The 26,632-nt window shown below is 62.4% G+C and carries 20 protein-coding genes; 13 read left to right on the top strand and 7 right to left on the bottom strand.

Features of this window, described 5'->3' with window-relative positions; all coding sequences use genetic code 11:
- Positions 1 to 85 precede the first annotated feature (85 nt).
- The 7 genes from LMH93_RS18740 (at position 86) to LMH93_RS18710 (ending at position 8,515) form a co-directional block, all read left to right on the top strand.
- Positions 86 to 523: a hypothetical protein gene (locus LMH93_RS18740; RefSeq protein WP_003248762.1), complete on the top strand. Its 438-nt coding sequence runs from the start codon at positions 86 to 88 to the stop codon at positions 521 to 523.
- A gap of 611 nt (positions 524 to 1,134) precedes the next feature.
- A complete protein-coding gene (gene fadB / locus LMH93_RS18735) occupies positions 1,135 to 3,282 on the top strand; it encodes a fatty acid oxidation complex subunit alpha FadB (protein WP_003248763.1) in 2,148 nt (715 codons plus the stop codon).
- Positions 3,283 to 3,313: 31 nt separating this feature from the next.
- On the top strand, positions 3,314 to 4,489 hold the full coding sequence (fadA, locus tag LMH93_RS18730; protein ID WP_003248768.1) for an acetyl-CoA C-acyltransferase FadA: 1,176 nt from the start codon (positions 3,314 to 3,316) through the stop codon (positions 4,487 to 4,489).
- Between the two features lie 75 nt (positions 4,490 to 4,564).
- Positions 4,565 to 4,816 carry a DUF1653 domain-containing protein gene (locus LMH93_RS18725; RefSeq protein WP_003248769.1) on the top strand — a complete coding sequence of 84 codons (252 nt, stop codon included), beginning with the start codon at positions 4,565 to 4,567 and terminating at the stop codon, positions 4,814 to 4,816.
- Positions 4,817 to 4,916: 100 nt separating this feature from the next.
- Positions 4,917 to 7,526, top strand: a complete 2,610-nt coding sequence (gene topA / locus LMH93_RS18720) for a type I DNA topoisomerase (protein WP_003248770.1) — start codon at positions 4,917 to 4,919, stop codon at positions 7,524 to 7,526.
- A 189-nt stretch (positions 7,527 to 7,715) separates the two neighbouring features.
- On the top strand, positions 7,716 to 8,231 hold the full coding sequence (locus LMH93_RS18715; RefSeq protein ID WP_003248773.1) for a DUF6586 family protein: 516 nt from the start codon (positions 7,716 to 7,718) through the stop codon (positions 8,229 to 8,231).
- A 50-nt stretch (positions 8,232 to 8,281) separates the two neighbouring features.
- Complete coding sequence (locus LMH93_RS18710) at positions 8,282 to 8,515, top strand: hypothetical protein (protein ID WP_003248777.1); 234 nt, start codon at positions 8,282 to 8,284, stop codon at positions 8,513 to 8,515.
- Positions 8,516 to 8,565: 50 nt separating this feature from the next.
- Here the strand turns inward: LMH93_RS18710 and sulA are convergent, their stop codons facing one another.
- Positions 8,566 to 9,042, bottom strand: a complete 477-nt coding sequence (gene sulA, locus LMH93_RS18705; RefSeq protein ID WP_003248779.1) for an SOS-induced cell division inhibitor SulA — start codon at positions 9,040 to 9,042, stop codon at positions 8,566 to 8,568.
- Between the two features lie 13 nt (positions 9,043 to 9,055).
- Positions 9,056 to 9,664: a transcriptional repressor LexA gene (gene lexA, locus LMH93_RS18700; protein WP_003248781.1), complete on the bottom strand. Its 609-nt coding sequence runs from the start codon at positions 9,662 to 9,664 to the stop codon at positions 9,056 to 9,058.
- Between the two features lie 215 nt (positions 9,665 to 9,879).
- Here lexA and LMH93_RS18695 point away from each other — a divergent pair, with 215 nt between their 5' ends.
- Together LMH93_RS18695 and nagZ are read left to right on the top strand one after the other, a co-directional pair.
- Positions 9,880 to 10,587 carry a TetR/AcrR family transcriptional regulator gene (locus tag LMH93_RS18695; RefSeq protein ID WP_003248784.1) on the top strand — a complete coding sequence of 236 codons (708 nt, stop codon included), beginning with the start codon at positions 9,880 to 9,882 and terminating at the stop codon, positions 10,585 to 10,587.
- Positions 10,588 to 10,776: 189 nt separating this feature from the next.
- On the top strand, positions 10,777 to 11,775 hold the full coding sequence (gene nagZ / locus LMH93_RS18690; RefSeq protein ID WP_172402813.1) for a beta-N-acetylhexosaminidase: 999 nt from the start codon (positions 10,777 to 10,779) through the stop codon (positions 11,773 to 11,775).
- Positions 11,776 to 12,143: 368 nt separating this feature from the next.
- Here the strand turns inward: nagZ and LMH93_RS18685 are convergent, their stop codons facing one another.
- The 3 genes from LMH93_RS18685 to mfd are packed head-to-tail and all read right to left on the bottom strand — an operon-like array spanning position 12,144 to position 19,497.
- Positions 12,144 to 15,461 (bottom strand): DEAD/DEAH box helicase, encoded by a 3,318-nt coding sequence (locus LMH93_RS18685; RefSeq protein ID WP_019752113.1) that lies wholly within the window; start codon positions 15,459 to 15,461, stop codon positions 12,144 to 12,146.
- Between the two features lie 4 nt (positions 15,462 to 15,465).
- Positions 15,466 to 16,038 carry a CsiV family protein gene (locus LMH93_RS18680; protein ID WP_003248789.1) on the bottom strand — a complete coding sequence of 191 codons (573 nt, stop codon included), beginning with the start codon at positions 16,036 to 16,038 and terminating at the stop codon, positions 15,466 to 15,468.
- A 9-nt stretch (positions 16,039 to 16,047) separates the two neighbouring features.
- Positions 16,048 to 19,497 (bottom strand): transcription-repair coupling factor, encoded by a 3,450-nt coding sequence (gene mfd / locus LMH93_RS18675; RefSeq protein WP_012053155.1) that lies wholly within the window; start codon positions 19,495 to 19,497, stop codon positions 16,048 to 16,050.
- 167 nt (positions 19,498 to 19,664) lie between these two features.
- On the opposite strand from mfd, the gene LMH93_RS18670 reads away from it, so the two are divergent.
- From LMH93_RS18670 to sthA, 3 genes are all read left to right on the top strand, one after another.
- On the top strand, positions 19,665 to 21,128 hold the full coding sequence (locus LMH93_RS18670) for a glyceraldehyde-3-phosphate dehydrogenase (protein ID WP_010953137.1): 1,464 nt from the start codon (positions 19,665 to 19,667) through the stop codon (positions 21,126 to 21,128).
- Between the two features lie 179 nt (positions 21,129 to 21,307).
- Positions 21,308 to 22,306, top strand: coding sequence for an FAD:protein FMN transferase (locus tag LMH93_RS18665; RefSeq protein ID WP_230064444.1), 999 nt, complete (start codon positions 21,308 to 21,310; stop codon positions 22,304 to 22,306).
- Between the two features lie 204 nt (positions 22,307 to 22,510).
- Positions 22,511 to 23,905 (top strand): Si-specific NAD(P)(+) transhydrogenase, encoded by a 1,395-nt coding sequence (gene sthA / locus LMH93_RS18660; RefSeq protein ID WP_003248797.1) that lies wholly within the window; start codon positions 22,511 to 22,513, stop codon positions 23,903 to 23,905.
- Between the two features lie 48 nt (positions 23,906 to 23,953).
- Here sthA and LMH93_RS18655 read toward each other — a convergent pair whose 3' ends face one another.
- Together LMH93_RS18655 and LMH93_RS18650 are read right to left on the bottom strand one after the other, a co-directional pair.
- Positions 23,954 to 24,670 carry a glycerophosphodiester phosphodiesterase gene (locus LMH93_RS18655; protein ID WP_004576988.1) on the bottom strand — a complete coding sequence of 239 codons (717 nt, stop codon included), beginning with the start codon at positions 24,668 to 24,670 and terminating at the stop codon, positions 23,954 to 23,956.
- A 31-nt stretch (positions 24,671 to 24,701) separates the two neighbouring features.
- Positions 24,702 to 25,286 carry a PilZ domain-containing protein gene (locus LMH93_RS18650; RefSeq protein ID WP_003248801.1) on the bottom strand — a complete coding sequence of 195 codons (585 nt, stop codon included), beginning with the start codon at positions 25,284 to 25,286 and terminating at the stop codon, positions 24,702 to 24,704.
- Positions 25,287 to 25,379: 93 nt separating this feature from the next.
- Between LMH93_RS18650 and LMH93_RS18645 the strand changes: the two genes are divergently transcribed.
- Complete coding sequence (locus tag LMH93_RS18645; protein ID WP_185280145.1) at positions 25,380 to 26,630, top strand: lipoprotein-releasing ABC transporter permease subunit; 1,251 nt, start codon at positions 25,380 to 25,382, stop codon at positions 26,628 to 26,630.
- The last annotated feature ends 2 nt before the right edge of the window (positions 26,631 to 26,632 follow it).

Raw genomic sequence — 26,632 nt, 5'->3', positions numbered from 1 at the left:
AGAAGAAGTATGGTCGCTTTAGGGCGGGCCTACCGTGAAAAATGGCTAACCAGCTCATTTGCAACGCTTTATGGGAACTACTGATATGACGGTATTGCTGGTGGTGTCAATCCTTGCGCTGATTCTCAGTCCGCTTTCCTGGCTGCGCAGCTCGCGCAAGCAGAGCGAGCAGATGAAGTTGCGCCTGGAGGCGCGGCGCATGGGTTTGGCCATGCAACTGGCGCCGCAGCAGTGGCCGCACTGGCTGGAAAAGGAGCCGCCAAGCCCCTGCCCGCAGTATCACAGAGCCCGGCGCCGTGGGCATGAGGACAGCTTCAGCTTCTGGCAGGTCAGCCCCGGGGTGTGGTGGAACCAGTGGCGCGAGCCCTGCGAAGACCCACGTTTCATGGGCGCGTTGTCGCGCTTGCCGGCGAGTGTGTACAAGGTCGAGGCCGATGCGCGGATGATTGCCCTGTACTGGACCGAACGTGGCGATACTGCTGTGTTGCAGGATGTTGCCTACGCCCTCGAAACCTTGGCTTGAGCGCCGCCCATGCGCGACTCCTGTAGGCGAGGAGACACTTGCGAACACCGGCGGAGTCGGTGCCAAGCTCCGCGGTGCCTGCTTCGCGGGTAAACCCGCTCCTACGGGGGCATCCAGGCTGGTCAATCTGTTCTGCAACGACAAAGCGGCGGCTCGGCATAACCCTGAAGGGGTGGGGTGCCAAGTCGCCGCTTTGCGTTCTGCTGCGCAGAAAAGGCCAGGCAGGCCGGGTTATTCATTCAAGCAAGTGCCAGTGTAGTCGCACTGGCTCGCCGCGCAAGCGCAAAGCCGTCAGCCAATGCTTGTGGTCAATCGCTGACATGAATGACCGGCGATCACTGTCATCATGTTTTGTACCCGGACGATAGAAAATGACTGGAAAGTCGCGTTTTCGCCGTGCTCGTGAGCATTTGACAACGCCCATCTTTTCGGAGAATGTGTGCACACCCAAATCAAACGGGCGTATGAATTGAGCGTTTGTATGTCATGACGCCAAGCCATACTTCCGACTAGCGCGCTGACGGGTGTGCCTGGGGCAAGGCAGCTTAGGCCTGCTTCTGCTGCAGTGATCGGCGTGTACAGTTCAGCTTCCATATCGTGGAGATCAGTTGATGATTTACGAAGGTAAAGCCATCACGGTTAAGGCTCTTGAAAGTGGCATCGTCGAGCTCAAGTTCGACCTCAAGGGTGAGTCCGTCAACAAGTTCAACCGCCTTACCCTGAACGAGCTGCGCCAGGCCGTCGATGCCATCCAGGCCGATGCCTCGGTCAAAGGCGTGATCGTCAGCAGTGGCAAGGACGTGTTCATCGTCGGCGCCGACATCACCGAGTTCGTCGACAACTTCAAGCTGCCTGAGGCCGAACTGGTCGCCGGCAACCTGGAAGCCAATCGTATCTTCAACGCCTTCGAAGACCTCGAAGTGCCGACCGTTGCCGCCATCAACGGCATCGCGCTGGGCGGCGGCCTGGAAATGTGCCTGGCGGCCGACTACCGGGTCATGTCCACCAGCGCCAGGATCGGCCTGCCGGAAGTCAAGCTGGGTATCTACCCGGGCTTTGGCGGTACCGTGCGCCTGCCGCGCCTGATCGGCTCGGACAACGCCATCGAGTGGATCGCCGCCGGCAAGGAAAACCGTGCCGAAGACGCCCTGAAAGTGGGGGCCGTCGACGCGGTGGTCGCCCCTGAGCTGCTGCTGGCCGGTGCCCTCGACCTGATCAAGCGTGCCATCAGTGGCGAGCTGGACTACAAGGCCAAGCGCCAACCGAAGCTGGAGAAGCTCAAGCTCAATGCCATCGAGCAGATGATGGCCTTCGAGACGGCCAAGGGCTTCGTCGCTGGCCAGGCCGGCCCGAACTACCCGGCTCCGGTCGAAGCGATCAAGAGCATCCAGAAAGCCGCCAACTTCGGTCGCGACAAGGCCCTGGAAGTCGAAGCCGCAGGCTTTGCCAAGCTGGCCAAGACCTCGGTCGCCGAGAGCCTGATCGGCTTGTTCCTCAACGATCAGGAACTCAAGCGCAAGGCCAAGGCGCATGACGAGATCGCCCACGACGTGAAGCAGGCCGCCGTGCTCGGCGCCGGCATCATGGGCGGCGGTATCGCCTACCAGTCGGCGGTCAAGGGTACGCCGATCCTGATGAAAGACATCCGCGAAGAAGCCATTCAGCTGGGTCTGAACGAGGCCTCCAAGTTGCTTGGCAACCGCGTCGAGAAGGGCCGCCTGACCCCAGCCAAGATGGCCGAGGCCCTCAACGCCATTCGACCGACCCTGTCCTATGGCGATTTTGCCAATGTCGACATCGTCGTCGAGGCAGTGGTCGAGAACCCGAAGGTCAAGCAAGCGGTACTGGCGGAAGTGGAAGGCCAGGTGAAGGACGATGCGATCCTCGCTTCCAACACCTCTACCATCTCTATCAACCTGCTGGCCAAGGCGCTCAAGCGCCCGGAAAACTTCGTCGGCATGCACTTCTTCAACCCGGTGCACATGATGCCGCTGGTGGAAGTGATCCGTGGTGAGAAGTCCAGTGAAGTGGCGGTCGCCACCACCGTGGCCTACGCCAAGAAAATGGGCAAGAACCCGATCGTGGTCAACGACTGCCCGGGCTTTTTGGTCAACCGCGTGCTGTTCCCGTACTTTGGCGGTTTTGCCAAGCTGGTCAGCGCCGGTGTCGACTTTGTGCGCATCGACAAGGTCATGGAGAAGTTCGGCTGGCCGATGGGCCCAGCCTACTTGATGGACGTGGTCGGCATCGACACCGGCCACCACGGCCGTGACGTCATGGCCGAAGGCTTCCCGGATCGCATGAAGGACGAGCGCCGCTCGGCAGTCGACGCGTTGTACGAGGCCAACCGCCTGGGCCAAAAAAACGGTAAGGGCTTCTACGCCTACGAAACCGACAAGCGCGGCAAGCCGAAGAAGGTTTTCGATGCCACCGTGCTCGACGTGCTCAAACCGATCGTGTTCGAGCAGCGCGAAGTCACTGACGAAGACATCATCAACTGGATGATGGTCCCGCTGTGCCTGGAGACCGTGCGTTGCCTGGAAGACGGCATCGTCGAAACCGCTGCCGAAGCCGACATGGGCCTGGTCTACGGCATTGGTTTCCCTCCCTTCCGCGGTGGTGCGCTGCGTTACATCGACTCGATCGGTGTGGCCGAATTCGTCGCCCTGGCCGATCAGTATGCCGACCTGGGGCCGCTGTACCACCCGACCGCCAAGCTGCGTGAAATGGCCAAGAACGGCCAGCGCTTCTTCAACTGAGCGGTCAACGAGCTAGAGCGAGAGATTTGATATGAGCCTGAATCCAAGAGACGTGGTGATTGTCGACTTCGGTCGCACGCCAATGGGCCGCTCCAAGGGTGGCATGCACCGCAACACCCGCGCCGAAGACATGTCGGCGCACCTGATCAGCAAGCTGCTGGAACGCAACGGCAAGGTTGACCCGAAAGAAGTCGAGGACGTGATCTGGGGCTGCGTCAACCAGACCCTGGAGCAGGGCTGGAACATCGCCCGCATGGCCTCGCTGATGACCCAGATCCCGCACACTTCCGCGGCGCAGACCGTCAGCCGCCTGTGCGGCTCGTCCATGAGCGCGCTGCACACGGCCGCTCAGGCGATCATGACCGGTAACGGTGATGTGTTCGTGGTCGGTGGCGTGGAGCACATGGGCCACGTCAGCATGATGCATGGCGTAGACCCCAACCCGCACCTGTCCTTGCATGCCGCCAAGGCTTCCGGGATGATGGGCCTGACTGCAGAAATGCTCGGCAAGATGCACGGCATCACCCGTGAGCAGCAGGACCTGTTCGGCTTGCGTTCGCACCAGTTGGCCCACAAGGCCACGGTCGAAGGCAAGTTCAAGGACGAGATCATCCCGATGCAGGGCTACGACGAGAACGGCTTCCTGAAGGTGTTCGATTTCGACGAAACCATTCGCCCGGAAACCACCCTCGAAGGCCTGGCATCGCTGAAGCCTGCATTCAACCCGAAAGGCGGTACGGTCACGGCCGGTACCTCGTCGCAGATCACCGACGGCGCCTCGTGCATGATCGTCATGTCCGGTCAGCGTGCCATGGACCTCGGTATCCAGCCATTGGCGGTGATCCGTTCGATGGCAGTGGCCGGTGTCGACCCGGCAATCATGGGCTACGGCCCGGTGCCATCGACCCAGAAAGCCCTCAAGCGTGCGGGCTTGACCATGGCCGATATCGACTTCATCGAGCTCAACGAAGCCTTCGCTGCACAGGCCCTGCCCGTGCTGAAAGACTTGAAAGTGCTCGACAAGATGGATGAGAAGGTTAACCTGCACGGCGGCGCCATTGCTTTGGGCCACCCGTTTGGTTGCTCCGGGGCGCGGATTTCCGGCACCCTGCTCAACGTCATGAAGCAAAATGGCGGTACGCTGGGTGTTGCGACCATGTGCGTCGGCCTGGGCCAAGGTATCACCACTGTCTTCGAACGCGTCTGATCGCGTAGCGGGACAGCAGCCGGGGCCTAGTGCCCCGGTTTTGTTTTTTCAGGTTTTATTCAGGAGGTGAGCAACATGCAGATACAACCAGGCGTATACCGGCATTACAAAGGGCCTGAGTACCGTGTCTTCAGTGTTGCGCGGCACTCCGAAACCGAAGAGTGGATGGTGTTCTACCAATGCCTGTATGGTGATTACAGCTTCTGGGTACGTCCCCTTTCGATGTTCCAGGAGTCCGTCGAATTTGACGGCGAGCAGGTGCCACGCTTTGCTTTGGTCAAGGCCGAAGAGGGGCTGCCCGGGTTGCTGGGCAAGTCGCACGCGTGATCGTCCGAGCTTGACCTCACACTTTTGCCACTATATATAGCGGTGCCGCGTCTGGCACTTGGCGCGTTTTTTATCTTCAGATTCAGGAATACTCCGATCCATGGGCAAATCGCTGGTCATTGTGGAATCCCCGGCCAAGGCCAAGACCATCAACAAGTACCTGGGCAACCAGTACGTGGTGAAGTCGAGTATCGGCCATATCCGAGACCTCCCCACCAGCGGTTCGGCCAGCGCGAGCAAAGAGCCGGCCGCCAAGCGTGGCAAGGCTGCGGGTGAGGCGCCGGCGCTTTCGCCGAAAGAGAAGGCCCGCCGCCAGCTGGTGGCACGCATGGGCGTCGACCCCGACCATGGCTGGAAGGCCAAGTACGAGATCCTGCCTGGCAAGGAAAAGGTGATCGAAGAGCTGCGCCGCCTGGCCAAGGATGCCGACACCATCTATCTCGCAACCGACTTGGACCGCGAAGGGGAAGCCATTGCCTGGCACCTGCGCGAGGCCATCGGGGGTGACGACACCCGCTACAAGCGCGTGGTGTTCAACGAAATTACCAAGAAGGCCATTCAGGAAGCCTTCTCGCAGCCAGGCGAGCTGGACATCGACCGGGTCAACGCCCAGCAGGCGCGGCGTTTCCTCGACCGCGTGGTTGGTTACATGGTTTCGCCGCTGCTGTGGGCCAAGATTGCCCGTGGCCTGTCCGCTGGCCGTGTACAGTCGGTGGCCGTGAAGCTGGTGGTTGAGCGTGAGCGTGAGATCCGCGCCTTCATCCCGGAAGAGTACTGGGAGATCCACGCCGACCTCGGCACCGCCAAGAACGCCAAGGTGCGTTTCGAGGTGGCGCGCGAGAAGGGTGAGGCCTTCAAGCCGCTGAACGAAGCTCAGGCCATGGCTGCACTGGAAAAGCTCAAGGCTTCCAGCTACAGCGTGGTCAAGCGCGAAGACCGCCCGACCAGCAGCAAGCCATCGGCACCGTTCATTACGTCCACCTTGCAGCAAGCGGCCAGTAACCGCCTGGGCTTTGGCGTGAAGAAAACCATGATGATGGCCCAGCGCTTGTACGAAGCCGGTTACATCACGTACATGCGTACCGACTCGACCAACCTGTCGGCTGACGCCCTGGATATGGCACGCAGCTACATCGAACGGGAGTTCGGCAAGCAGTACCTGCCAGAGGCGCCACTGGTTTACGGCAGCAAGGAGGGCGCCCAGGAGGCGCACGAAGCGATTCGGCCTTCTGACGTGAATACCCACCCGACCAAGCTCAGCGGCATGGAGCGTGACGCCGAGCGCCTGTACGAGCTGATCTGGCGCCAGTTCCTGGCGTGCCAGATGCCGCCAGCGCAGTACCTGTCCACCAGCGTTACCGTCGCTGCCGGCGATTTCGAGCTGCGTGCCAAGGGCCGCATCCTCAAGTTCGACGGCTACACCCGTGTGCTGCCACAGCAGAGCAAGCCGGGCGAAGACGACGTGCTGCCAGAGATGGTGCAGGGTGAAGCGCTGAAACTGATCCAGATCGACCCGAGCCAGCACTTTACCAAGCCGCCTGCACGCTTTACCGAAGCCAGCCTGGTCAAGGAAATGGAAAAGCGCGGCATTGGCCGTCCATCGACCTACGCGGCGATCATTTCCACCATCCAGGACCGTGGCTATGTGACGCTGCACAACCGCCGCTTCTACTCCGAGAAGATGGGCGATATCGTCACCGAGCGCTTGTCGGAGAGCTTCTCCAACCTGATGGATTACGGCTTTACCGCCGACATGGAAGAGAACCTCGACGACGTGGCCCAGGGCGAGCGTGACTGGAAGAACGTGCTCGACGAGTTCTACGGCGATTTCAGCAAAAAGCTGCAGACTGCCGAGTCCAGTGAAGACGGCATGCGCGCCAACCAGCCGACCATGACCAACATTCCATGCAAGGAATGTGGTCGGCCGATGATGATTCGCACCGCTTCTACGGGTGTGTTCCTGGGCTGCTCTGGCTACAGCCTGCCTCCGAAAGAGCGCTGCAAGGCTACCGTCAACCTGGTGCCGGGCGACGAGATTGCTGCTGACGACGAGGGCGAGTCGGAGTCGCGCGTACTGCTGGGCAAGCACCGTTGCCCGATCTGCGCCACCGCGATGGACGCCTACCTGCTGGACGAGAAACACAAACTGCACATCTGCGGTAACAACCCGGATTGTGTCGGTTACGAGATCGAAGAAGGCAACTACCGCATCAAGGGTTACGAAGGGCCGAGCCTGGAGTGCGACAAGTGCGGTAGCGAGATGCAATTGAAGACCGGCCGTTTCGGCAAGTTCTTCGGCTGCACCAACCCGGCATGCAAGAACACCCGCAAGCTGCTCAAGAGCGGCGAGGCGGCGCCACCGAAGATGGACAAGGTGGACATGCCGGAGCTCAAGTGCGAGAAGGTCGATGATACCTACGTGCTGCGCGACGGTGCTTCTGGGTTGTTCCTGGCTGCCAGCCAGTTCCCCAAGAACCGCGAAACCCGTGCGCCGCTGGTGCTGGAGATTGTGCCGCACAAGCATGAGATTGATCCGAAGTACCACTTCCTGTGCGATGCGCCGCAGAAAGACCCGGATGGCCGCCCGGCGGTGATTCGTTACAGCCGCAAGACCAAGGAGCAGTACGTGCAGTCCGAGGTCGATGGCAAACCGACCGGTTGGAAGGCGTTTTACGACGGCAATGCCTGGAAGGTTGAAGACAAGCGCTGATCCATCGGTGCTGTGATTTGGGGCCGCTTTGCGCCCCTTCGCGGGCTTGCCCGCTCCCACAGGTATCGCGCCGCCCTTGAATGTGGCGCTGTACTGGTGGGAGTGGGCAAGCCCGCGAAGGGGCGCAAAGCGGCCCCAATCATTTATGATGCAGATATCCGCCTTGTAGCCTTATGGGAGGGCACTGAAATGGCCCAGGAACTCTACACCCGCACCAACCAGAAACTGTTCTTCGCCGGCCTCGCCCTCGAGTCCATGGCCAAGGCTGAACAAAGCCAGGCCATGAATGCCCAAGGCCTGGTCCAGGCTGAGCGCGAGTCGGCGCTGTTCCACCTGTATGGCGCTCTGTTGGGGCTGTGCCATGAAATCGGGGGCTTCTATCGCCTGCCGGTCGTCGCAACGGTGGAGCAAGCCCTGGCCGACGATGCCCTGAACGGTATCGCCATCCCGGAAGTGGCCGAGTTGCTGGAGCTGGCTCGCCAACGCGAAACCTGGCTGGCGCAAATGCTCGGTGCTTATGCCGATTTGTTCCGACCACCGGTCGCCAGAAAAGCGCCGAAAACCGACGTTACCCAGCCTCTGATTCAAGCCGTCAATCTTGATGAGCCTGAGCATCCAGCGCTGTCGCGTGCTGAGCTGGAAAGCTGGCGCAACGACCTCAAAAGTTTGGTGAGACGTTTCCGCGACGCGTTGAGTGAGTGCTGATAGACGCAACGGCTGGTACAATAATCGCCTTTCGCGGAGAACTGCCATTTATGTCTACGTCTTTTCTGGAAATTGTCGAGTTGCCTGATGGCCGCATCGAACTTCGTCGCGCCGAGGATGAGGGCTCTCTGGTAACCCTGGATTTCTCGGAAGACGCCAAGGTGTTCCTGCAGGGTCAGCATGTGGAAGTGGCCAAGGCCATGCTCAGTGTGGGCGTGCAGATGGCCGGTCGCCTGATGGATGGCGAGCTCGAGCGTGATGAAGGGCCGCGTGTGCTGCACTGAGTGTGCGGCAGCGTATCAGGCTATTTGAAGTGACAGGCAAAGCCTGAACATCAGCCGAGGCGGATGTTCAGGCTTTGTGCGTTTCCGGCACTGGCTGCACGTAGCAGTTGCTGGCGTGCAGTGGCATTGACGTTGCCCAGCCAGCTCACCACGGTGTGGCTGAGGCCCAGGCGCAAAGCCTCACAGGCCAGCTGCAGCGCGCTTTGATTGCTGCGGGGTTGCAGCAGCAGAATACGTTCACGGTTGAGCCCGGCATCGCGCAGCCAGGCCTGGGTCAGGCTTGGCGGTGGGGCGATCAGGGTCAGCCAGCGGGCCTCGTCCTCTTCGCTCAGCTCGCGCAGCACGGGCGCCAGCAGGCTTTGGCAGTGGCCAGGGGCGCCGCGCAGCGACAGTTCGCTGAACAGCTCGGGCTGGCTGCTCTTGCGCGCCGGTTCCCTGGCTTTCAGGCCTGGCAGCACGGGCTGGGCGAGGAATGCTTCGAACAGGGGCAACTGGACTTGCTCGGGTGCGTGAATGAACTGCTGCATGACGCCTCCTGGATCAGCGGCGAATGACGCCGACGCTCAAGCCCTCGATCACCAGCTCCTGTTCTTTCAGGTCGACTTCGATGGGGGCGAATTCGGGGTTTTCGGCAAGCAGCCAGACTTTGCTGCCTTCACGCTTGAAGCGCTTGACGGTAACTTCGTCGCCGATGCGCGCCACCACGATCTGGCCGTTACGGGCTTCACGGCAGGTGTGCACCGCCAGCAGGTCACCGTCGAAGATGCCGACGTCCTTCATGCTCATGCCGTGTACGCGCAGCAAATAGTCGGCTTGGGGGTGGAAGAAGGCAGGGTTGATGTTGCAGGATTGCTCGATGTGCTGTTCGGCAAGAATCGGCGCACCGGCAGCGACCCGGCCGATGATGGGCAGGCCGGTTTCTTCGGCCTTGGCTTCCAGGCCAGGGATGCGGATGCCGCGGGAAGCGCCCGGCGTCATTTCGATCGCGCCCTTGCGGGCAAGGGCCTTGAGGTGCTCCTCGGCGGCATTGGGCGACTTGAAGCCCAGCTCCTGAGCAATCTCGGCGCGGGTAGGCGGGAAGCCGTTGTCTTCCAGGCAGCGCTTGATGAACGCGAGAATTTCGGCTTGGCGTGGCGTCAGTTTCAACATGGTAAGCGCTCTGTCTTTTTGTACAGTGACTGGGATTATATACAGTACTGAGTGCGCTGCAAGCCAAAAGCCGCAATAAACAGAAGAGGTGGCGCTTGCAGTGGGCCGGCTGGCGCTTTTAAATGGCGACCGCCCAGTCACCGAGCCTTGACAGAAGCAGGGCTGAAACGTATGTTTCAAACACCTGTTTGTCTGGCGGAGTAGTCGGAGTAGTCATGGCCCAATCGGAAACCGTTGAACGCATTCTCGATGCTGCCGAGCAGCTGTTCGCGGAAAGGGGGTTCGCCGAAACCTCGTTGCGGCTGATTACCAGCAAGGCCGGGGTCAACCTGGCGGCAGTCAACTATCATTTCGGCTCCAAGAAGGCGCTGATCCAGGCTGTTTTTTCGCGTTTCCTCGGCCCATTCTGCGCCAGTCTCGAGCGTGAGCTGGAGCGCCGCCAGGCCAAGCCGGAGCAAAAGCCCAGCCTTGAAGAACTGCTGGAAATGCTCGTAGAGCAGGCGCTGGCCGTGCAGCCGCGTAGCAACAACGACCTGTCGATCTTCATGCGCCTGCTGGGTCTGGCGTTCAGCCAGAGCCAGGGTCACCTGCGGCGCTATCTGGAAGACATGTACGGCAAGGTGTTCCGCCGCTACATGCTGCTGGTGAACGAGGCTGCGCCACGCATTCCGCCACTGGAACTGTTCTGGCGTGTGCACTTCATGCTGGGTGCCGCGGCCTTCAGCATGTCCGGTATCAAGGCCTTGCGGGCGATTGCCGAGACTGACTTCGGCATCAATACCTCGATCGAGCAGGTGATGCGCCTGATGGTGCCGTTCCTGGCGGCAGGCATGCGCGCTGACAGCGGTGTGACCGACGAGGCGATGGCCACTGCGCAGCTGCGTCCGCGAACCAAGACCAGTTCGGCTACCGCCAAGGCCTGAAGGCTGGGCGTGGCGGGGCGCTTCCGCTAAGCTAGCGCCCATGCCCTATCTCGATCTACTTCACATTTCCCTTGCTGACCAGCGCCTTTATGGCTTCGCCTGTGGCCAACAGCGCGTGTCTGTCGGTGTCTGCTGCCCCCCGGTGGGCTTCTCTCTGTCTTCAATGAAGGATTACCCATGACTGTCAGCCTGCAAGGCTCCCTGATGGTGGATATCGCCGGTAAATGGCTGACCGCCGAAGACCGTCAACTGCTTCGCCAGCCGGAAGTGGCTGGCCTGATCATCTTCGCCCGCAATATCGACAGCCCGCGCCAGGTGCGCGAACTGTGCGCGTCCATCCGCGCCATTCGCCCCGAGCTGATCCTGGCAGTGGATCAGGAAGGTGGTCGCGTACAGCGTCTGCGCCAGGGCTTTGTGCGCCTGCCGGCCATGCGTGCGCTGGCCGATAACGACAATGCTGAATACCTGGCTGAACAGTGCGGCTGGCTGATGGCGACCGAGGTACTGGCAGTTGGCCTGGACCTCAGCTTCGCTCCGGTGCTCGACCTGGACCACCAGCGTAGCGCCGTGGTGGGCAGCCGCGCCTTCGAGGGTGACCCGCTGCGTGCAACGCGACTGGCCGGCGCGTTCATCCGAGGCATGAATGCGGCAGGTATGGCCGCGTGTGGCAAGCATTTCCCGGGGCATGGCTGGGCCGAAGCCGATTCGCACGTGGCCATCCCCACCGATGAGCGCAGCCTGGAACAACTGCGCCAGGCCGACCTGGTGCCGTTTACCCGCCTGAGTGGGCAGCTGGCGGCAGTGATGCCGGCGCATGTCATCTACCCGCAGGTTGACAACCAGCCCGCTGGCTTCTCGCGGCGTTGGTTGCAGGACATCCTGCGTGGCGAGCTGGGCTTTGATGGGGTGATTTTCAGTGATGACCTGTCGATGGCCGGTGCGCATGTGGTGGGCGACGCGGCCAGCCGTATCGAGGCGGCGCTGAGCGCCGGTTGTGATATGGGCCTGGTGTGCAATGACCGGGCGGCGGCGGAGCTGGCGCTGAGTGCGGCGCAGCGCATGAAGGTCAAGCCATCGCCGCGGATTGCCCGGATGCGTGGGCAAGGGTTTGCGCGGACCGATTATCGCCAGCAGCCGCGCTGGCTGGAGGCGTTGGGGGCGTTGAAGGAAGCTCAGCTGGTCGATTGACTGCGCTGGCCTGTTCGCGCTCACAGGTACCGCATCTCATGCTTGTAGGCGCGGGTTTACCCGCGAATACGGTGGCGGCGGCAACGGTGAACGGCGGATTGTAATTGGCCAGCAGGTCCGGCCTCTTCGCGGGTAAACCCGCTCCTACGACGACCTGTGCCGAACCTCCGATGCGTGCCTGTAGGCGCGGGTTTACCCGCGGATACGGTGGCGGCGGCAACGGTGAACGGCGGGTGGTAATTGGCCGGCAGGTCCGGCCTCTTCGCGGGTAAACCCGCTCCTACAGCGGCCTGTGCCGCACCACCGATGCGTGTGTAGGCGCGGGCTTGCCCGCGAAGAGGTCCGCACAGGCAGTATCCGCTTTTGATCTACCGCCCGCGCTTTCCGGGCAATGGCGCAAACAGGGCCTCGATTTCTTCATCGCCAAGCCGCCATTGCCCAGCCTGCCCGCCGTCCAGCAGGCTGGCCGCCAATGCAGCCTTTTCCTGCTGCAACAACTGGATCTTCTCTTCCACCGTACCCCGGGTAATCAGCTTGAACACGAACACCGGCTTGTCCTGGCCGATGCGGTAGGCACGGTCGGTAGCTTGGTTTTCGCTGGCCGGGTTCCACCAGGGGTCGAAGTGGATCACGGTGTCCGCCGCCGTCAGGTTCAAGCCTACGCCCCCTGCCTTGAGGCTGATCAGGAACACTTCGCTTTCACCTTGCTGGAACTGCTGCACTGGCGCGCGACGGTCGCGAGTATCACCGGTCAGCAAGCTGTAACGGATTTTGCGCTTCTCAAGCTCCTGCTCGATCAGCGCCAGCATCGAGGTGAACTGTGAGAACAACAACACCCGGCGCCCTTCGCTGAGCAGTTCTTCGAGCATCTCCAGCAGCGCACCCAGCTTGCCCTTATCGGCCTGGTTGCCTTTGCTTTCTACCCCCTTGACCAGGCGCAGGTCACAGCACACCTGGCGCAGCTTGAGCAACGCATCGAGGATCACGATCTGGCTGCGTGCGGCGCCATTGCGGGCGATTTCGTCGCGGACTTTCTGGTCCATGGCCACTCGCACGGCTTCGTACGTATCGCGCTGGGCATCACTGAGCTCGACCCAGTGCACCATCTCGGTCTTGGCCGGCAGTTCTGTGGCTACCTGCTCCTTGGTGCGGCGCAGCAGGAACGGCCGGATGCGGCTGGCCAGGTGGGCCATGCGCTCGCTGTCACCGTGGCGCTCGATCGGGTTGCGGTAATCCTGGTTGAAGCGCTTCAGGTCGCCCAGCCAGCCGGGCATCAGGAAGTGGAAGATCGACCACAGTTCGCCCAGGTTGTTTTCCATTGGCGTGCCGGTCAGGCACAGGCGCTGCCCGGCCTGTAGCTCGCAGACGGCGAGGGCAGCCTTGCTGCTGCTGCTCTTGATGTTTTGCGCCTCGTCCAGTATCAGCACGTGCCAGGCCTGGGGGCGCAGCTGTTCCAGGTCGCGTGGCATCAAGGCGTAAGTGGTCAGGACCAGATCGTACTCATGGAGTTTGGTGAAGTGCTTGCTGCGCCCCGGCCCATGCAGTGCCAGGACGCGCAGGTCGGGGGCGAAGCGCTGGGCTTCGTCCAGCCAGTTGGGTATGAGGCTGGTCGGCATGACTGCCAGGGCCGGTGCATTCAGGCGCCCGGACTGTTTCTCCAGCAGCAGATGGGCCAAGGCCTGCAGGGTCTTGCCCAGGCCCATGTCGTCGCCGAGGATACCGCCGGTACCCATCTCGCGCAGGGCCTGCAGCCAGTTCAAGCCTTGCTGCTGATAGGGGCGCAAGCTGGCCTGCAGCCCTGTGGGCGGTTCTACCTGCAGGTCCCGGGCATCGCGCAGGCGCCGGCCCAGATCGCGTACGTGCTCGCCACCTTCCCAGTGCAGGGGCAGGCCTTCTATTTCGTTCAGGCGCGCGGCGTCGGCGCGCTCCATGCGCAGGGACGGGCCTGCAGTGTCCTCGTGCAGGTAGAGCTCGCCCAGGGTGCCCATGACTGCCTTGATGCGGCCATAGGGCAGGGCGACGCGCAAAGCCGGGGCATCGAGACGGCCGCGATTGAGGTCGATCAGCAGGTGTTCATCATCGCTGCGCCGGGCCAGTTCGCTAGGGCGTAGCAGCTCCGGGCTGCTGCGCAGCAGGTGCAACACGATCGGCAGCAGGCTGTGGCGCTGGCCATCGACCACGATGCCGAGTTCCAGGTCGAACCATTCATGGCCAGGCGCTTCGTCGATGGTTGCATACCAGTCGTCCACCTCCTGCAGGTTGAAGGCGAAGTCGCGATGAATATCGATGTCCCAGCCGGCTTCGCGCAGGCGCGGCAGGCCTTCGCGGGCAAAGCGCAGCCAGGCTTCGTCGTCAGGCAACTGGTGCATTTCGCCGGCGCTGTCGGGTAGGGCCTTGCTCTGCCGTGTGGCGGGCTTGAAGCCGAAATCGCGCAGCACCTTGCGCAGCGCCTGCTCGGCTTGAGTCTGTCGGCGAATGCGCTGGCTGGTGCTGCCTGCCAGGCGGGTCAGCGGCTTTTCGTCGGTGCCGCTGGCCTGCAAGCCGTCATAATCGAACGCCAATGCGGCGCGGTGTTGCATTTGCCGTTGCATGCGACCGGTTTTCGGCATGTAGGCGGTGTATTCAAGGCTGCCGAGAGCAAGAAGGGGCTTTGGCTGGATGTTATCGAGCAACTGCTCCTGCACTTGCGTCGGGGTCGGCACCTTATGGCTGAGGGCATTGAGCTTGTGGCTCAGGGGTACGACCAGGTGTTCCGGCACGTCGGGTGCAATAGTCAGCTGTACGGCGACGTGGGGATCTAGGCTGTGCTCGACCTTGCCCACTTCACGGGTCGGCAGGTCCAGGTAGTAAAGCGGCAGCAGCGGGATAACGCAGCGCAGCATCGCTTCGCCGCTGTACCACCGCCCCCGGTAATTTCCGTTGTCCAGGCGTACCCAGCGAAACTCGGCGTGGCGCACCGGGCCTTCATGAAGCAGGGGGAGGTCGGTGTCGAAGAACATCCGCCCGGTTTCGAGGGCGCGCTGGAACAGCTCGCCACCTTCATGGCCCTTCAGTCGGTAGCCGCGATCCTGGCCGCCGCCCTGATTCAGGGCCGAGAGCAGGCGCAGAATGCGGATGTCTTCGTCTGTTACGAAGCGCGGTGGCTCGTAGAGGAAATCGTAAAGGGACTGGACGCGGCTGAAGCGGATGCCGTCCTCCGTTCGCGTGCCCTTGCGCACAAGCAGGGCGCAGCCCGCATCGTCGGTGAGCTGCAGCTGATAGCACACCATGCGCCCGCGTTTGTCTTCGGTCGCGTCGGTCTTGGGTGGGGCCTGCTCCAGGCCGCTCAACCAGTGCTGCAGTTCGGCGGACAAGGCGCCCGGGTTGGCTTGCGTGTCCTTACTGCTGGAAAAGCGCTCGCTGACGCAAAAAAGGACAGCGGCGCAATGCTTGCAGTTTTGCCGTACCGGGCAATCGCAGTCACCGCGCACATGGCACCGGCCGCCCGCTACGTGCAACTTGATGTGTTGCCGGTAGTGGTTGTTGCCGCTCCCCTGGCAACTGGCCGTTATGGTTGGCCCATGAATGCCTTCCAGTTCGGCCCTGCCTTCCTCGGCATAGCGCTCACCGCGCTGCAGGGCAGCTTTGCTGAACGATTGAATCCAGTTCGGATAGGCGTTCACCATTTCGGCGGCATCGTCCTTCATGGGCTTACTGCTCCATCATCTCCGGGTCCATCACCGGCATTTTCGGCGTGCCTGGTGGGGTCACCTTCAGCAGCACCGCCAGGTGCCCGCCGTCGAGAAAGGTCAGCTGGCCGCCCTTGACGTTGCTGTTGCTTTGCCTGAACTGCTCGCTTTGCAGCACGTTGCCGTTGCCATCCAGCTGGTTGACCCAGAAGTTGGCCTCGACGGTGATGAAGCGGCCTTCAGCGATGCTCAGGTTGCCTTCGATAGGGAAGTGCCCGAACTGTTCGGTGCCTTCGCCCAGGGCGATGCGGCTGGGTTCGCTGCCCACCTGCTGTTGCCAGGCCTTGTGCATCAGCACCGTGTAGTCGGCGGTGGCTTCCAGGCGGGTGGCTTCATCTTCAAGTGCTGGGGGGCGCTCGGCCTCTTTCGCCAGGCGTGGGGCGCCAGCGCTCCAGTCTTCGGGGGCGAACGGGCTGGTGAAGGCGGGCACGCTGTTCTGCCGCACCAGAATCATTTCTACCTGATACAGGCCTTCGGCGAAGGCCGCTGGGGCGAACAGCGCCAGCAGCAGGGTCAGGCAACGGATGGCACGCATGAGTCTTCCTTAGGCAGGCTGTGGGGTCAGGCGCTCGAACAGCGCCTCCAGGGTATTGAAACGTTCGTCGGGGCGTTCCATCGGTACCAGGAAGCGGAACTGGGTGGCGCCTTCGAACTTGTAGCGTTTGGGTTGACCCTGGATCAGCTTGATCAGGGTCAGTGGGTCGACCGGTGTTTCGGCTTCGAACTCAAGCTTGCCACCGTTGGGCCCCGCATCGACTTTCTTGATGCCGAGCTTTTCCGCGTGCAGCTTGAGTGACGTCAGGCGCATCAGGTTCTTGGTCGGCTCTGGCAGCAAGCCGAAGCGGTCGATCATCTCGACCTGCAAGTCCTTGAGGCCTTCTTCGTCAGCAGCCGAGGCAATGCGTTTGTACAGGATCAGGCGCGCATGCACGTCAGGCAGGTAGTCCTCGGGGATCAGTGCCGGCAGGCGCAGGTTGATCTCCGGGCCGCCACCCAGGGGTTGCTCAAGGTTCGGCTGGGTACCTTTTCGGATTGCCTTGACCGCACGTTCGAGCATTTCCATGTACAGGGTGAAGCCCACTGCCTGGATCTGCCCGCTCTGGCCTTCGCCCAGCAGCTCGCCGGCACCGCGGATTTCCAGGTCGTTGGTGGCCAGCACAAAGCCTGCGCCAAGGTCTTGCGTGTTGGCGATCGCCTCCAGGCGCTTTTCGGCGTCGGCGCTCACCTTCTGACGGGTAGGTGTGAGCAGGTAGGCGTAGGCCTGGTGGTGACTACGGCCAACCCGGCCACGCAGCTGGTGCAGCTGGGCCAGGCCGAACTTGTCGGCGCGCTCGATGACGATGGTGTTGGCGCTGGGCACGTCGATACCGGTTTCGATAATGGTCGAGGCCACCAGCACGTTGAAACGCTTGTGGTAGAAATCGCTCATCACCTGTTCCAGCTCGCGTTCGCGCATTTGCCCGTGGCCGATGCCGATGCGTGCCTCGGGCACCAGCTCGGCAAGGTCGGCGGCGCATTTTTCGATGGTTTTCACATCGTTGTGCAGGTAATACACCTGGCCACCGCGCAACAGTTCGCGCAGCAGCGCCTCCTTGACCGTGCTCTTGTTCTGTTCCATGACGAAGGTGCGCACCGACAGGCGGCGTGCTGGCGGCGTGGCGATGATCGACAGGTCGCGCATGCCCGCCACCGCCATGTTCAGCGTGCGCGGAATCGGCGTGGCGGTCAGGGTGAGGATATCGACCTCGCTGCGCAGCGCCTTCAGCTGTTCTTTCTGGCGCACGCCAAAGCGGTGCTCTTCATCGATGATGGCCAGGCCCAGGTCTTTGAAGCGCACGTCGTCCTGCAGCAGCTTGTGGGTGCCGATGAGAATGTCGATCTTGCCTTCGGCAAGGTCCGCGGCGGCGGCGGCCACTTCTTTGGCCGATTTGAAGCGGCTCATCACTTCCACGGTCACGGGCCAGTCGGCAAAGCGGTCGCGGAAGCTGTTGTAATGCTGCTGGGCAAGCAGGGTGGTGGGCACCAGTACGGCCACCTGGCGGCCACTGTGCACGGCGATGAACGCCGCGCGCATGGCCACTTCGGTCTTGCCGAAGCCCACGTCGCCGCAGACCAGGCGGTCCATTGGCTTGGGTGCCAGCATGTCGGCGCGCACGGCCTCGATGGCGGCCTGCTGGTCCGGGGTTTCCTCGAACGGGAAGCCGGCGCTGAAGGTGGCGTAGTCGGCGGACGGGTCGGCAAACGCGTAGCCCTTGCGCGCGGCGCGGCGGGCATAGATGTCGAGCAGTTCGGCGGCCACGTCGCGGACCTGTTCGGCGGCCTTGCGCTTGGCTTTCTGCCAGGCCTCCGAACCCAGCCGGTGCAACGGTGCCAGGGCGTCGTCGCTGCCGGTGTAGCGGGCGATCAGGTGCAGGTTGGCCACCGGCACATACAGCTTGGCATTCTCGGCGTATTCCAGTGTCAGGAATTCGGCAGCCTGGCCGTCGATTTCCAGGGTGGCCAGGCCCAGGTAGCGCCCGACGCCATGGTCGATGTGCACCACCGGCGCACCTTCGCGCAGCTCGGTGAGGTTCTTGATGACCGCGTCGTTGGCGGTTTCGCCGCGCTTGTCACGGCGCCGGCGCTGCATCACCCGCTGGCCGAACAGTGGGCTTTCGGCAATCAGGGCCAGCCCTGGATCGTCCAGCAGCAGGCCGTCGTCCAGCGGGGCGATGGTGATCGCCAGGCGCTCGGCACCGGTAATGAAATCGTCCCAGCCTTCGACGGTATGCGGGCGCAGCTTCAGCCGTTCGAGCAGTTCCAGCAGCACTTCCCGGCGGCCCGCTGATTCGGCGGTGAAGAGCACGCGGCCGGGGAACTGGTCGAGGAAGTTGGCCAGCTCGGCCAGCGGCTGGTTGGCCTTGGCCTCGATGGCCAGGTTGGGCAGGGCGCGCGCCGGGAAGCGCTCGCGGCCCACGCCAGGCTCCAGCGCTTCGCTGCTGACCACCACCCGGGGCCACTGCTTGAGCCGGGCGAAGCAATCTTCCACCGGCAGGAACAGCTCGGCCGGCGGCAACAGCGGCCGGCTGAGGTCGCCGCGGCGGTCTTCATAGCGCCCGCGCACGTCGTTCCAGAAGTGCTCGGCGGCCTGTTCCACACCGGGTAGCGAGAACACCTGGGTGTCGGTCGGCAGGTAGTCGAACAGGGTCGAGGTTTCTTCGAAGAACAGCGGCAGGTAGTACTCGATACCGGCGGGGATGATGCCGCTGGCCAGGTCCTGGAAGATTGCACTGCGGCGGAAGTCGACGTCGAAGCGCTCGCGAAAGCGTGCCTTGAAGCGGGTCACTTCTTCCTTCTGCATCGGGAATTCGCGTGCCGGCAGCAGGCGCACCGAATCCACCTTGTCGATCGAGCGCTGGGTCTCGGGGTCGAAGGTGCGCAGCGTTTCGATCTCGTTATCGAACAGGTCGATGCGATAGGGTAGCTTGCTGCCCATCGGGAACAGGTCGATCAGCGCGCCGCGCACGGCGAACTCGCCATGCTCGTAGACGGTGTCGACACAACGGTAACCGCTGGCCTCCAGGCGCAGGCGCATCTGTTCCACGTCGATGGTCTGGCCCACATCCAGCACCAGGCTGCTGCCCAGCAGAAAACGCGTGGGTGCCAGGCGGTGCAGGGCGGTGGTGATCGGCACCACGAGGATGCCGTGGCTCAGCTCCGGCAGGCGGTACAGGCTGGCGATGCGCTGGGAGATGATGTCCTGGTGCGGCGAGAACAGGTCGTAGGGCAGGGTTTCCCAATCGGGGAACGGCAGCACTGGCAGGTCTGGGGCAAAGAAGCGCAGCTCCTGCTCCAGACGGTCGGCGGCCTGGCTGTCGGCCGTCAGCAGCAGGGTGAAGCGGCCAGCGCTGCTGGCGGCTTCGGCGATGGCAAGGCTGAGGGCGGCACCGGGCAGGTTGCCCCAGGTTTGTTTGCCGGCCGTGGCCGACATTTGCGGTAGGCGCAGAACTGACACGGGAGATTGCACTCCAAGCGTTGCGGCAAAGAGACCGATTGTACCGGTGACAGTGCCGGCTGTCAGGCTCGAAAGGGCATGAACGCTGGCTTGCGTCACTGTGACAGGCACTCATTGCCGGTTCCGCGTTGGGGCGTCATAATGTAGCCCCTTTTTTCTGTCCCTACATGTGGAAGGTTCCCGTGACTCAGAAGCCCGACCAGTGTCTTGGTGAGTGGATTGATCGTGAAGCCCTGGCTGAAGCGATGATCCCGCTTATCGGTCAGCTCTACCGCAATAACAATGTGGTGAGCTCGATTTATGGCCGCAGCCTGATCAACCGTTCGGTTATCTCGATCCTCAAGGCGCACCGCTTTGCGCGCCACCGCCAAACCGACGAAACCGAACTGTCCGTCCACGAGACATTCCCCCTGCTCAAGGCCATGAGCGAGCTGAAACTGGGCGCCGCATCGGTCGACCTGGGCAAGCTGGCCAACAAGTTCAAGCAGGAAGGCAATGGCCGCACTGCCGAGCAGTTCGTCCGTGAAGAGCTGGCCGACGTGGTCGGTCAGCAGAACGCTTCGGCGCGCAAAGGCACCGACGTTGTCCTGTACGGCTTCGGTCGCATCGGCCGCCTGCTGGCGCGCATCCTGATCGAGAAGACCGGTGGTGGTGACGGCCTGCGTCTGCGTGCCATCGTCGTGCGCAAAGGCGCCGAAAACGACCTGGTCAAGCGTGCCAGCCTGCTGCGCCGTGACTCGGTGCACGGCCCGTTCGATGGCACTATCACCATCGACGAAGCCAACAACACCATCACCGCCAATGGCAACCTGATCCAGGTTATCTACGCCAAGAGCCCGAGCGAAGTCGACTACACCCAGTACGGCATCGACAATGCGCTCATCGTCGACAACACCGGCGTATGGCGTGACGCCGACGGCCTGGGCCAGCACCTGGCCTGCCCGGGTGCTGCCCGCGTGATCCTCACCGCACCTGGCAAGGGCGCGCTGAAGAACATCGTGCACGGTATCAACCACGGTGACATCACTGCCGATGACAAGATCATCTCGGCGGCCTCCTGCACCACCAACGCCATCGTGCCGGTGCTCAAGGCCATCAACGACCAGTACGGCATCGTCAACGGCCACGTCGAAACCGTTCACTCGTTCACCAACGACCAGAACCTGATCGACAACTTCCACAAGGGCAGCCGCCGTGGCCGTGCCGCGCCGCTGAACATGGTAATCACCGAAACCGGCGCCGCCACCGCTGCTGCCAAGGCACTGCCAGTGCTGAAGGGCAAGCTGACCGGCAACGCGATTCGTGTTCCGACGCCGAACGTTTCGATGGCCATCCTGAACCTGAATCTGGAAAAGGCCACCACCCGCGATGAGATCAACGAGTACCTGCGCCAGACCGCCATGCACTCGGAGCTGCACAAGCAGATCGACTACGTGGCTTCGCAGGAAGTGGTTTCGACCGACTTCGTCGGCTCGCGCCATGCCGGTGTGGTTGACGCAGAGGCGACCATCGCCAACGACAACCGCGTTGTTCTGTACGTCTGGTACGACAACGAATTTGGTTATAGCTGCCAGGTGGTTCGTGTGATGGAAGACATGGCCGGTGTGAACCCGCCAGCGTTTCCACGCTGATTCGCTTGTAAGGCAATGAAAAAACGGGAACCTTCGGGTTCCCGTTTTTTTTATTTTGAATGTGTGTTGTCAGTGCCGGCCCTTTCGCGGGTAAACCCGCGCCTACAGGATTATCGCTGCCCCTGTAGGCGGGGGTTTACCCGCGAAGAGGCCAGCACTGGCAACCGAGAAACCCTACTGTGCGCACAGCCCTACTGTTCATTCTGCTGCTACTCACCGCCTGCAACCAGGGCCCCACCCTGGAACGCCTGGGTGGCCCGACCATGGGCAGCAGCTACAGCATCCAGTACGTCCGCGAGCCTGGTGGCCCGGAGCCGGCCCAGGTGCAGAGGGCGGTGGAAAACATTCTGCACGACATCGACCACCACTACTCGACTTACCGCGGCGATTCCATCGTAAGCCAGTTCAACCGCTTACCTGCCGGCCAGTGCCTGGCCCTGCCGCCTGACATGCTCGCGTTGGTCAGCCTGGGCCAGCACCTTGCCGAGCAGAGCGATGGCGCCTTCGACCTCACGGTAGAGCCTTTGCTCGACCTGTGGGGCTTCGGCCCTCAGGCCCGTCACCAGCAGGTGCCCGAACCACAGGCACTGGCCCAGGTACGCCAGCGTGTGGGCTACCAGCACCTGCGCGTCAAAGGTCGAGCCCTGTGCAAGGATGCCCCTGTGCAGCTCGACTTCAACAGTATCGTCGCCGGTCATGCTGTCGACTTGATCGCTGCGCGCCTGCAGGCCATGGGTGTCAGCAGTTTTGTCGCCGAGGCCACTGGCGAGCTGAAGGCGGTTGGCCGCAAGCCTGACGGCAGCCCTTGGCGTATTGCCCTGGAACTGCCCCGCGAAGACCGTCAAATCGCCCGCCAGATCATCCCGGTCGATAGCCTTTCAGTATCAACCTCGGGTGACTATCGGCACTATTTCGAGCAGAATGGCCGGCGCTATTCGCACACCTTCGATGCCCGCCTCGGGCGCCCGGTCGAACATGACCTGGCTGCCGTTACGGTGCTGGACGCCTCAGCACTGCTGGCCGATGGCTATTCGACGCTGCTACTCATCCTGGGCCCACAGCAAGGCTGGGATTTTGCCGTGGCGCATGACTTGGCTGCGGTTTTGGTGACTCGAGCAGAGGGAGGCTTCGTCTCCCGAGCTACGCCCGCGTTCGAACGGGCAGTGAAAGGCCAGTGAAAGCACAAGCAGGGATGATTGCCGCCACGGAATGGGTGAAGCATATGTAGTGCGGGCAAAATTGGCCTACGACGCGACCAAGGGTTAATGTGCGCGGCGTTCAGGGTTGATTAGACTGCACCCGAATTTTCTCATGGCGCCCCGGCGGCATGATCGTGCCCCGCGAGCGACCGTGGCTTGCGGGCCAGTTCTGAAGGAGTACGCATGGCTGTCTACAACTACGACGTAGTGGTGCTGGGTTCCGGCCCGGCCGGTGAAGGCGCGGCAATGAATGCCGCCAAAGCAGGGCGCAAGGTAGCGATGGTCGATGACCGTCGCCAGGTCGGTGGCAACTGCACCCACTTGGGTACCATTCCGTCCAAGGCACTGCGTCACTCGGTGCGGCAGATCATGCAGTTCAACACCAACCCGATGTTTCGTGCCATCGGCGAGCCGCGCTGGTTCTCGTTCCCGGACGTGCTGAAAAGCGCCGAGAAGGTCATCGCCAAGCAGGTGGCATCGCGCACCGGCTACTATGCCCGTAACCGCGTCGACGTGTTCTTCGGCACCGGCAGCTTTGCCGACGAGCAAACCGTGGAAGTGGTGTGCCCGAACGGCGTGGTCGAGAAGCTCAACGCCAAGCACATCATCATCGCGACCGGCTCGCGCCCCTACCGCCCGGCCGACATCGACTTCCACCACCCGCGCGTGTACGACAGCGACACCATCCTCAGCCTCAGCCATACCCCGCGCAAGCTGATCGTGTACGGTGCCGGCGTGATCGGTTGCGAATACGCGTCGATCTTCAGTGGCCTGGGCGTATTGGTCGAGCTGGTCGACAACCGTGGCCAGTTGCTGAGCTTCCTCGACTCGGAAATTTCCCAGGCGCTGAGCTACCACTTCAGCAACAACAACATCACTGTGCGCCACAACGAAGAGTACGAGCGCGTCGAAGGCCTGGACAACGGGGTGATCCTGCACCTCAAGTCGGGCAAGAAGATCAAGGCCGACGCCTTGCTGTGGTGCAACGGCCGTACCGGCAACACCGACAAGCTGGGCCTGGAAAACATCGGCATCAAGGTGAACAGCCGCGGCCAGATCGAGGTCGACGAGGCCTACCGCACCACCGTGCCGAACATCTACGGTGCCGGCGACGTGATCGGCTGGCCAAGCCTTGCCAGTGCCGCCCATGACCAGGGCCGGTCGGCCGCTGGCAGCATTGTCGATAACGGCAGCTGGCGCTTCGTCAACGACGTGCCGACGGGTATCTACACCATTCCCGAAATCAGCTCGATCGGCAAGAACGAGCAGGAGCTGACCCAGGCCAAGGTGCCGTACGAAGTGGGCAAGGCCTTCTTCAAGAGCATGGCGCGTGCGCAGATCGCCGGCGAGCCGCAGGGCATGCTGAAGATCCTGTTCCACCGCGAAACCCTGGAAATCCTCGGCGTGCATTGCTTCGGCTACCAGGCTTCGGAGATCGTCCACATTGGCCAGGCGATCATGAACCAGCCGGGTGAGCAGAACAACCTGAAGTACTTCGTCAACACCACGTTCAACTACCCGACCATGGCCGAAGCCTATCGGGTAGCTGCCTATGACGGCCTGAACCGGCTTTTTTGAGCGGCTCCGACCGGTGGCCTGAGCCGGTCGGAGAGACCGATTTCAACCCTACCCGAGGGTGGTCTTGGCCAAACCGGGAAAGTCTGTAATCAGGCTGTCCACACCAAAGTCAGCAAGCCGGCGCATCAGTGCCGGCTCGTTGACCGTCCACACTGACACATGCAAACCCTGGCCCTGTGCTTTGAGCAGGCGCTCGGGGGTGCACAGCGTCCAGTTCAATGCCAGCAGTTCGCAGCCGTAGTTCTGTGCCACCTTCAGCGGGTCGAGCCAGGCGTATTCGGCCACCAGCCCGCGCTTCACATCTGGCACCAGTTCCTGGGCGGCGCCCAGTACTTCGCGTGAGCTGGAGGTGATGGTCACCTTGTCCAGCAGGCCATATTGCTGGGCCAGTTCACGGATCGCCAGGACGGTGGTGGCCGCGCGGGTGCGCGAGGCGCTTTTCACCTCCAGTTGCCAGTGTTCGAACGGGCATTTTTCGAACAGCTCTTCCAGTTTCGGGATCGGGCAGGGCTGCACATGGCCCGGGCCGCCTTTGCGGGCATCGATCTTGACCAGTTCGGCGGCCGGGTGCTCGACCACTTTGCCGCGCCGGCCCGTGGTGCGCTTGAGGGTGGGGTCGTGGATGACCATCAGTTCGTTGTCGGATGACAAGTGCAGGTCCAGCTCGCAGCGGGTCACGCCATGGGACAGGCATTGCTGAAAGCTCTTCAGGGTGTTCTCGGGTGCTTCGCCCTTGGCGCCGCGATGGCCGTAGATCAGGGTCACGTTCGTTCCTTCAAATCAGGGAGAAATTGGCTCAGGAGGCGGGGTCGTTCAGTTCCAGCTGCTGGCGCCGTTGCTGTTGCTGGCGCTGCAGGATGTAACGCGCCAGCAGTTGTCGTTGGGCATCGGTCATGTCGATGAACTCGGTGCCGACTTCGAAGCCGCCCTCCGGGCGAGGGTCGCAATGGGTGATCTTGCCGCGCAGCAGCAGGCCATGGGCGCGCGGCATCAGCACCATTTTCACTTTCACCCGGGTGCCGGGGGCAATCTGTGTGGCTTGGGCGGATTCGATGCCGCCTTCGGAAATGACCACCGGCAGCGGCTCGCCGACCTCGCCAAGCAGGGTTTGTGCAACCACCGCGCTGAGCAAGTCGAGGCGCTTGTTCTGTGCCCGCAGGAACGCGGCGAGGGTGCGGTCCTTGTCGCTTAGCTGGCGCAACAGGTGTTGCGACTCGAAGTCGGACAGGTGCAGCTCGCTGAGCAGGTTGAACAACGGCGAATCATCTTGCAACACATCTGGTTCAAGGGCTTCGGCCGCGCTAAGGGGGCTTATTTGAAGTGCGATCCGATCTTCGATGCGGTAGTATTCGCGGCGATCTTCTTCGTCTAATGTCGTCATGGCGAACCCAAGGTAGCGGCGGTGGTCCGAGTGTAAAGCCGCCGTAGGCGCCTCGCCACAAGGACGTTCCCTTTCATCCGAACAAGCCCCGACATGTTCAGACCTCTTTTCGCATTCATCGGCACGCGTTATACCCGTGCCAAACGTCGCAATCACTTCGTCTCGTTCATTTCCCTGACCTCGATGATCGGCCTCGCCCTGGGCGTGGTGGTAATGATCGTGGTGCTGTCGGTGATGAACGGTTTCGACCACGAGATGCGCACCCGCGTGTTGGGGATGATTCCCCATGCCACGCTGGAGAGCGGCCAGCCCATTGCCGACTGGCAGGCCCTTGCCCAACAAGTAAAGCAGAATCCGCAGGTGGTGGCGGTTGCACCGTTCACCCAGATGCAGGGCCTGCTGACCCATGATGGCAAGGTGCAGAAAGTGCTGCTCAACGGCATCGACCCTGCTCGCGAGCGCGAGGTGTCGATCATCGACAACTTCGTCCTGCAAGGCCGCCTGGACCAGTTGGCGCCGGGCGAGTGGGGCATCATGATCGGCGATAAGGCGGCGGCCAAGCTGGGCGTTGCCATCGGCGACAAGCTCACCTTCGTTGCCCCCGAGGTCAGCGTGACCCCCGCTGGCATGTTCCCGCGCATGAAGCGCTTCACCGTGGTCGGCACCTTCCACGTTGGCGCGGGGGAGATCGACGGCTACCTGGGCCTGACCAACATCAGCGACCTGTCCCGCCTGCACCGCTGGAAGCCCGACCAGGTCCAGGGCCTGCGCCTGAAGTTCGACGACCTGTTCCAGGCGCCGCGCGAAGCCTGGAGCATCGCCCAGCAGCTGGGCGAACAGGAGTTCTATAGCCGTGACTGGACCCGTACCCACGGCAACCTGTACCAGGCGATCCGTATGGAAAAGGCCATGATCGGCCTGCTGTTGCTGCTGATCGTGGCGGTGGCGGCGTTCAACATCATTTCCACCCTGGTGATGGTGGTCAACGACAAGCGCGGCGACATCGCCATCCTGCGCACCCTGGGCGCCACGCCCGGGCAGATCATGCTCATCTTCATGGTCCAGGGCACGGTGATCGGGGTGATCGGTACCCTGATCGGCGCCGTCGTCGGGATCTTCGCGGCCCTGAACGTGAGCGCGGCGATCGCCGGCATCGAGACACTGATCGGCCACAAGTTCCTCAACGCCGACGTGTACTTCATCGATTACCTGCCGTCGCAGATCCTGGCCCAGGACGTGTACATGGTCTGCGGTGCGGCACTGGTCCTGAGTTTCTTCGCCACCCTGTATCCGGCCTGGCGTGCGGCCCGCACCCAGCCTGCAGAGGCGCTACGTTATGAGTGAGT

Source organism: Pseudomonas sp. CIP-10, from assembly GCF_020911845.1.
Taxonomy (GTDB): Bacteria; Pseudomonadota; Gammaproteobacteria; order Pseudomonadales; family Pseudomonadaceae; genus Aquipseudomonas; species Aquipseudomonas alloputida.
This window is presented reverse-complemented; position numbering and strand designations above follow the sequence as displayed.

Bases quoted from the DNA above. Each gene is read 5' to 3' on its own strand.
- LMH93_RS18740 (WP_003248762.1), top strand. From the start codon at position 86: ATGACGGTATTGCTGGTGGTGTCAATCCTTGCGCTGATTCTCAGTCCG.
- fadB (WP_003248763.1), top strand. From the start codon at position 1,135: ATGATTTACGAAGGTAAAGCCATCACGGTTAAGGCTCTTGAAAGTGGC.
- fadA (WP_003248768.1), top strand. From the start codon at position 3,314: ATGAGCCTGAATCCAAGAGACGTGGTGATTGTCGACTTCGGTCGCACG.
- LMH93_RS18725 (WP_003248769.1), top strand. From the start codon at position 4,565: ATGCAGATACAACCAGGCGTATACCGGCATTACAAAGGGCCTGAGTAC.
- topA (WP_003248770.1), top strand. From the start codon at position 4,917: ATGGGCAAATCGCTGGTCATTGTGGAATCCCCGGCCAAGGCCAAGACC.
- LMH93_RS18715 (WP_003248773.1), top strand. From the start codon at position 7,716: ATGGCCCAGGAACTCTACACCCGCACCAACCAGAAACTGTTCTTCGCC.
- LMH93_RS18710 (WP_003248777.1), top strand. From the start codon at position 8,282: ATGTCTACGTCTTTTCTGGAAATTGTCGAGTTGCCTGATGGCCGCATC.
- sulA (WP_003248779.1), bottom strand. From the start codon at position 9,042: ATGCAGCAGTTCATTCACGCACCCGAGCAAGTCCAGTTGCCCCTGTTC.
- lexA (WP_003248781.1), bottom strand. From the start codon at position 9,664: ATGTTGAAACTGACGCCACGCCAAGCCGAAATTCTCGCGTTCATCAAG.
- LMH93_RS18695 (WP_003248784.1), top strand. From the start codon at position 9,880: ATGGCCCAATCGGAAACCGTTGAACGCATTCTCGATGCTGCCGAGCAG.
- LMH93_RS18685 (WP_019752113.1), bottom strand. From the start codon at position 15,461: ATGAAGGACGATGCCGCCGAAATGGTGAACGCCTATCCGAACTGGATT.
- LMH93_RS18680 (WP_003248789.1), bottom strand. From the start codon at position 16,038: ATGCGTGCCATCCGTTGCCTGACCCTGCTGCTGGCGCTGTTCGCCCCA.
- LMH93_RS18670 (WP_010953137.1), top strand. From the start codon at position 19,665: ATGTGGAAGGTTCCCGTGACTCAGAAGCCCGACCAGTGTCTTGGTGAG.
- sthA (WP_003248797.1), top strand. From the start codon at position 22,511: ATGGCTGTCTACAACTACGACGTAGTGGTGCTGGGTTCCGGCCCGGCC.
- LMH93_RS18650 (WP_003248801.1), bottom strand. From the start codon at position 25,286: ATGACGACATTAGACGAAGAAGATCGCCGCGAATACTACCGCATCGAA.
- LMH93_RS18645 (WP_185280145.1), top strand. From the start codon at position 25,380: ATGTTCAGACCTCTTTTCGCATTCATCGGCACGCGTTATACCCGTGCC.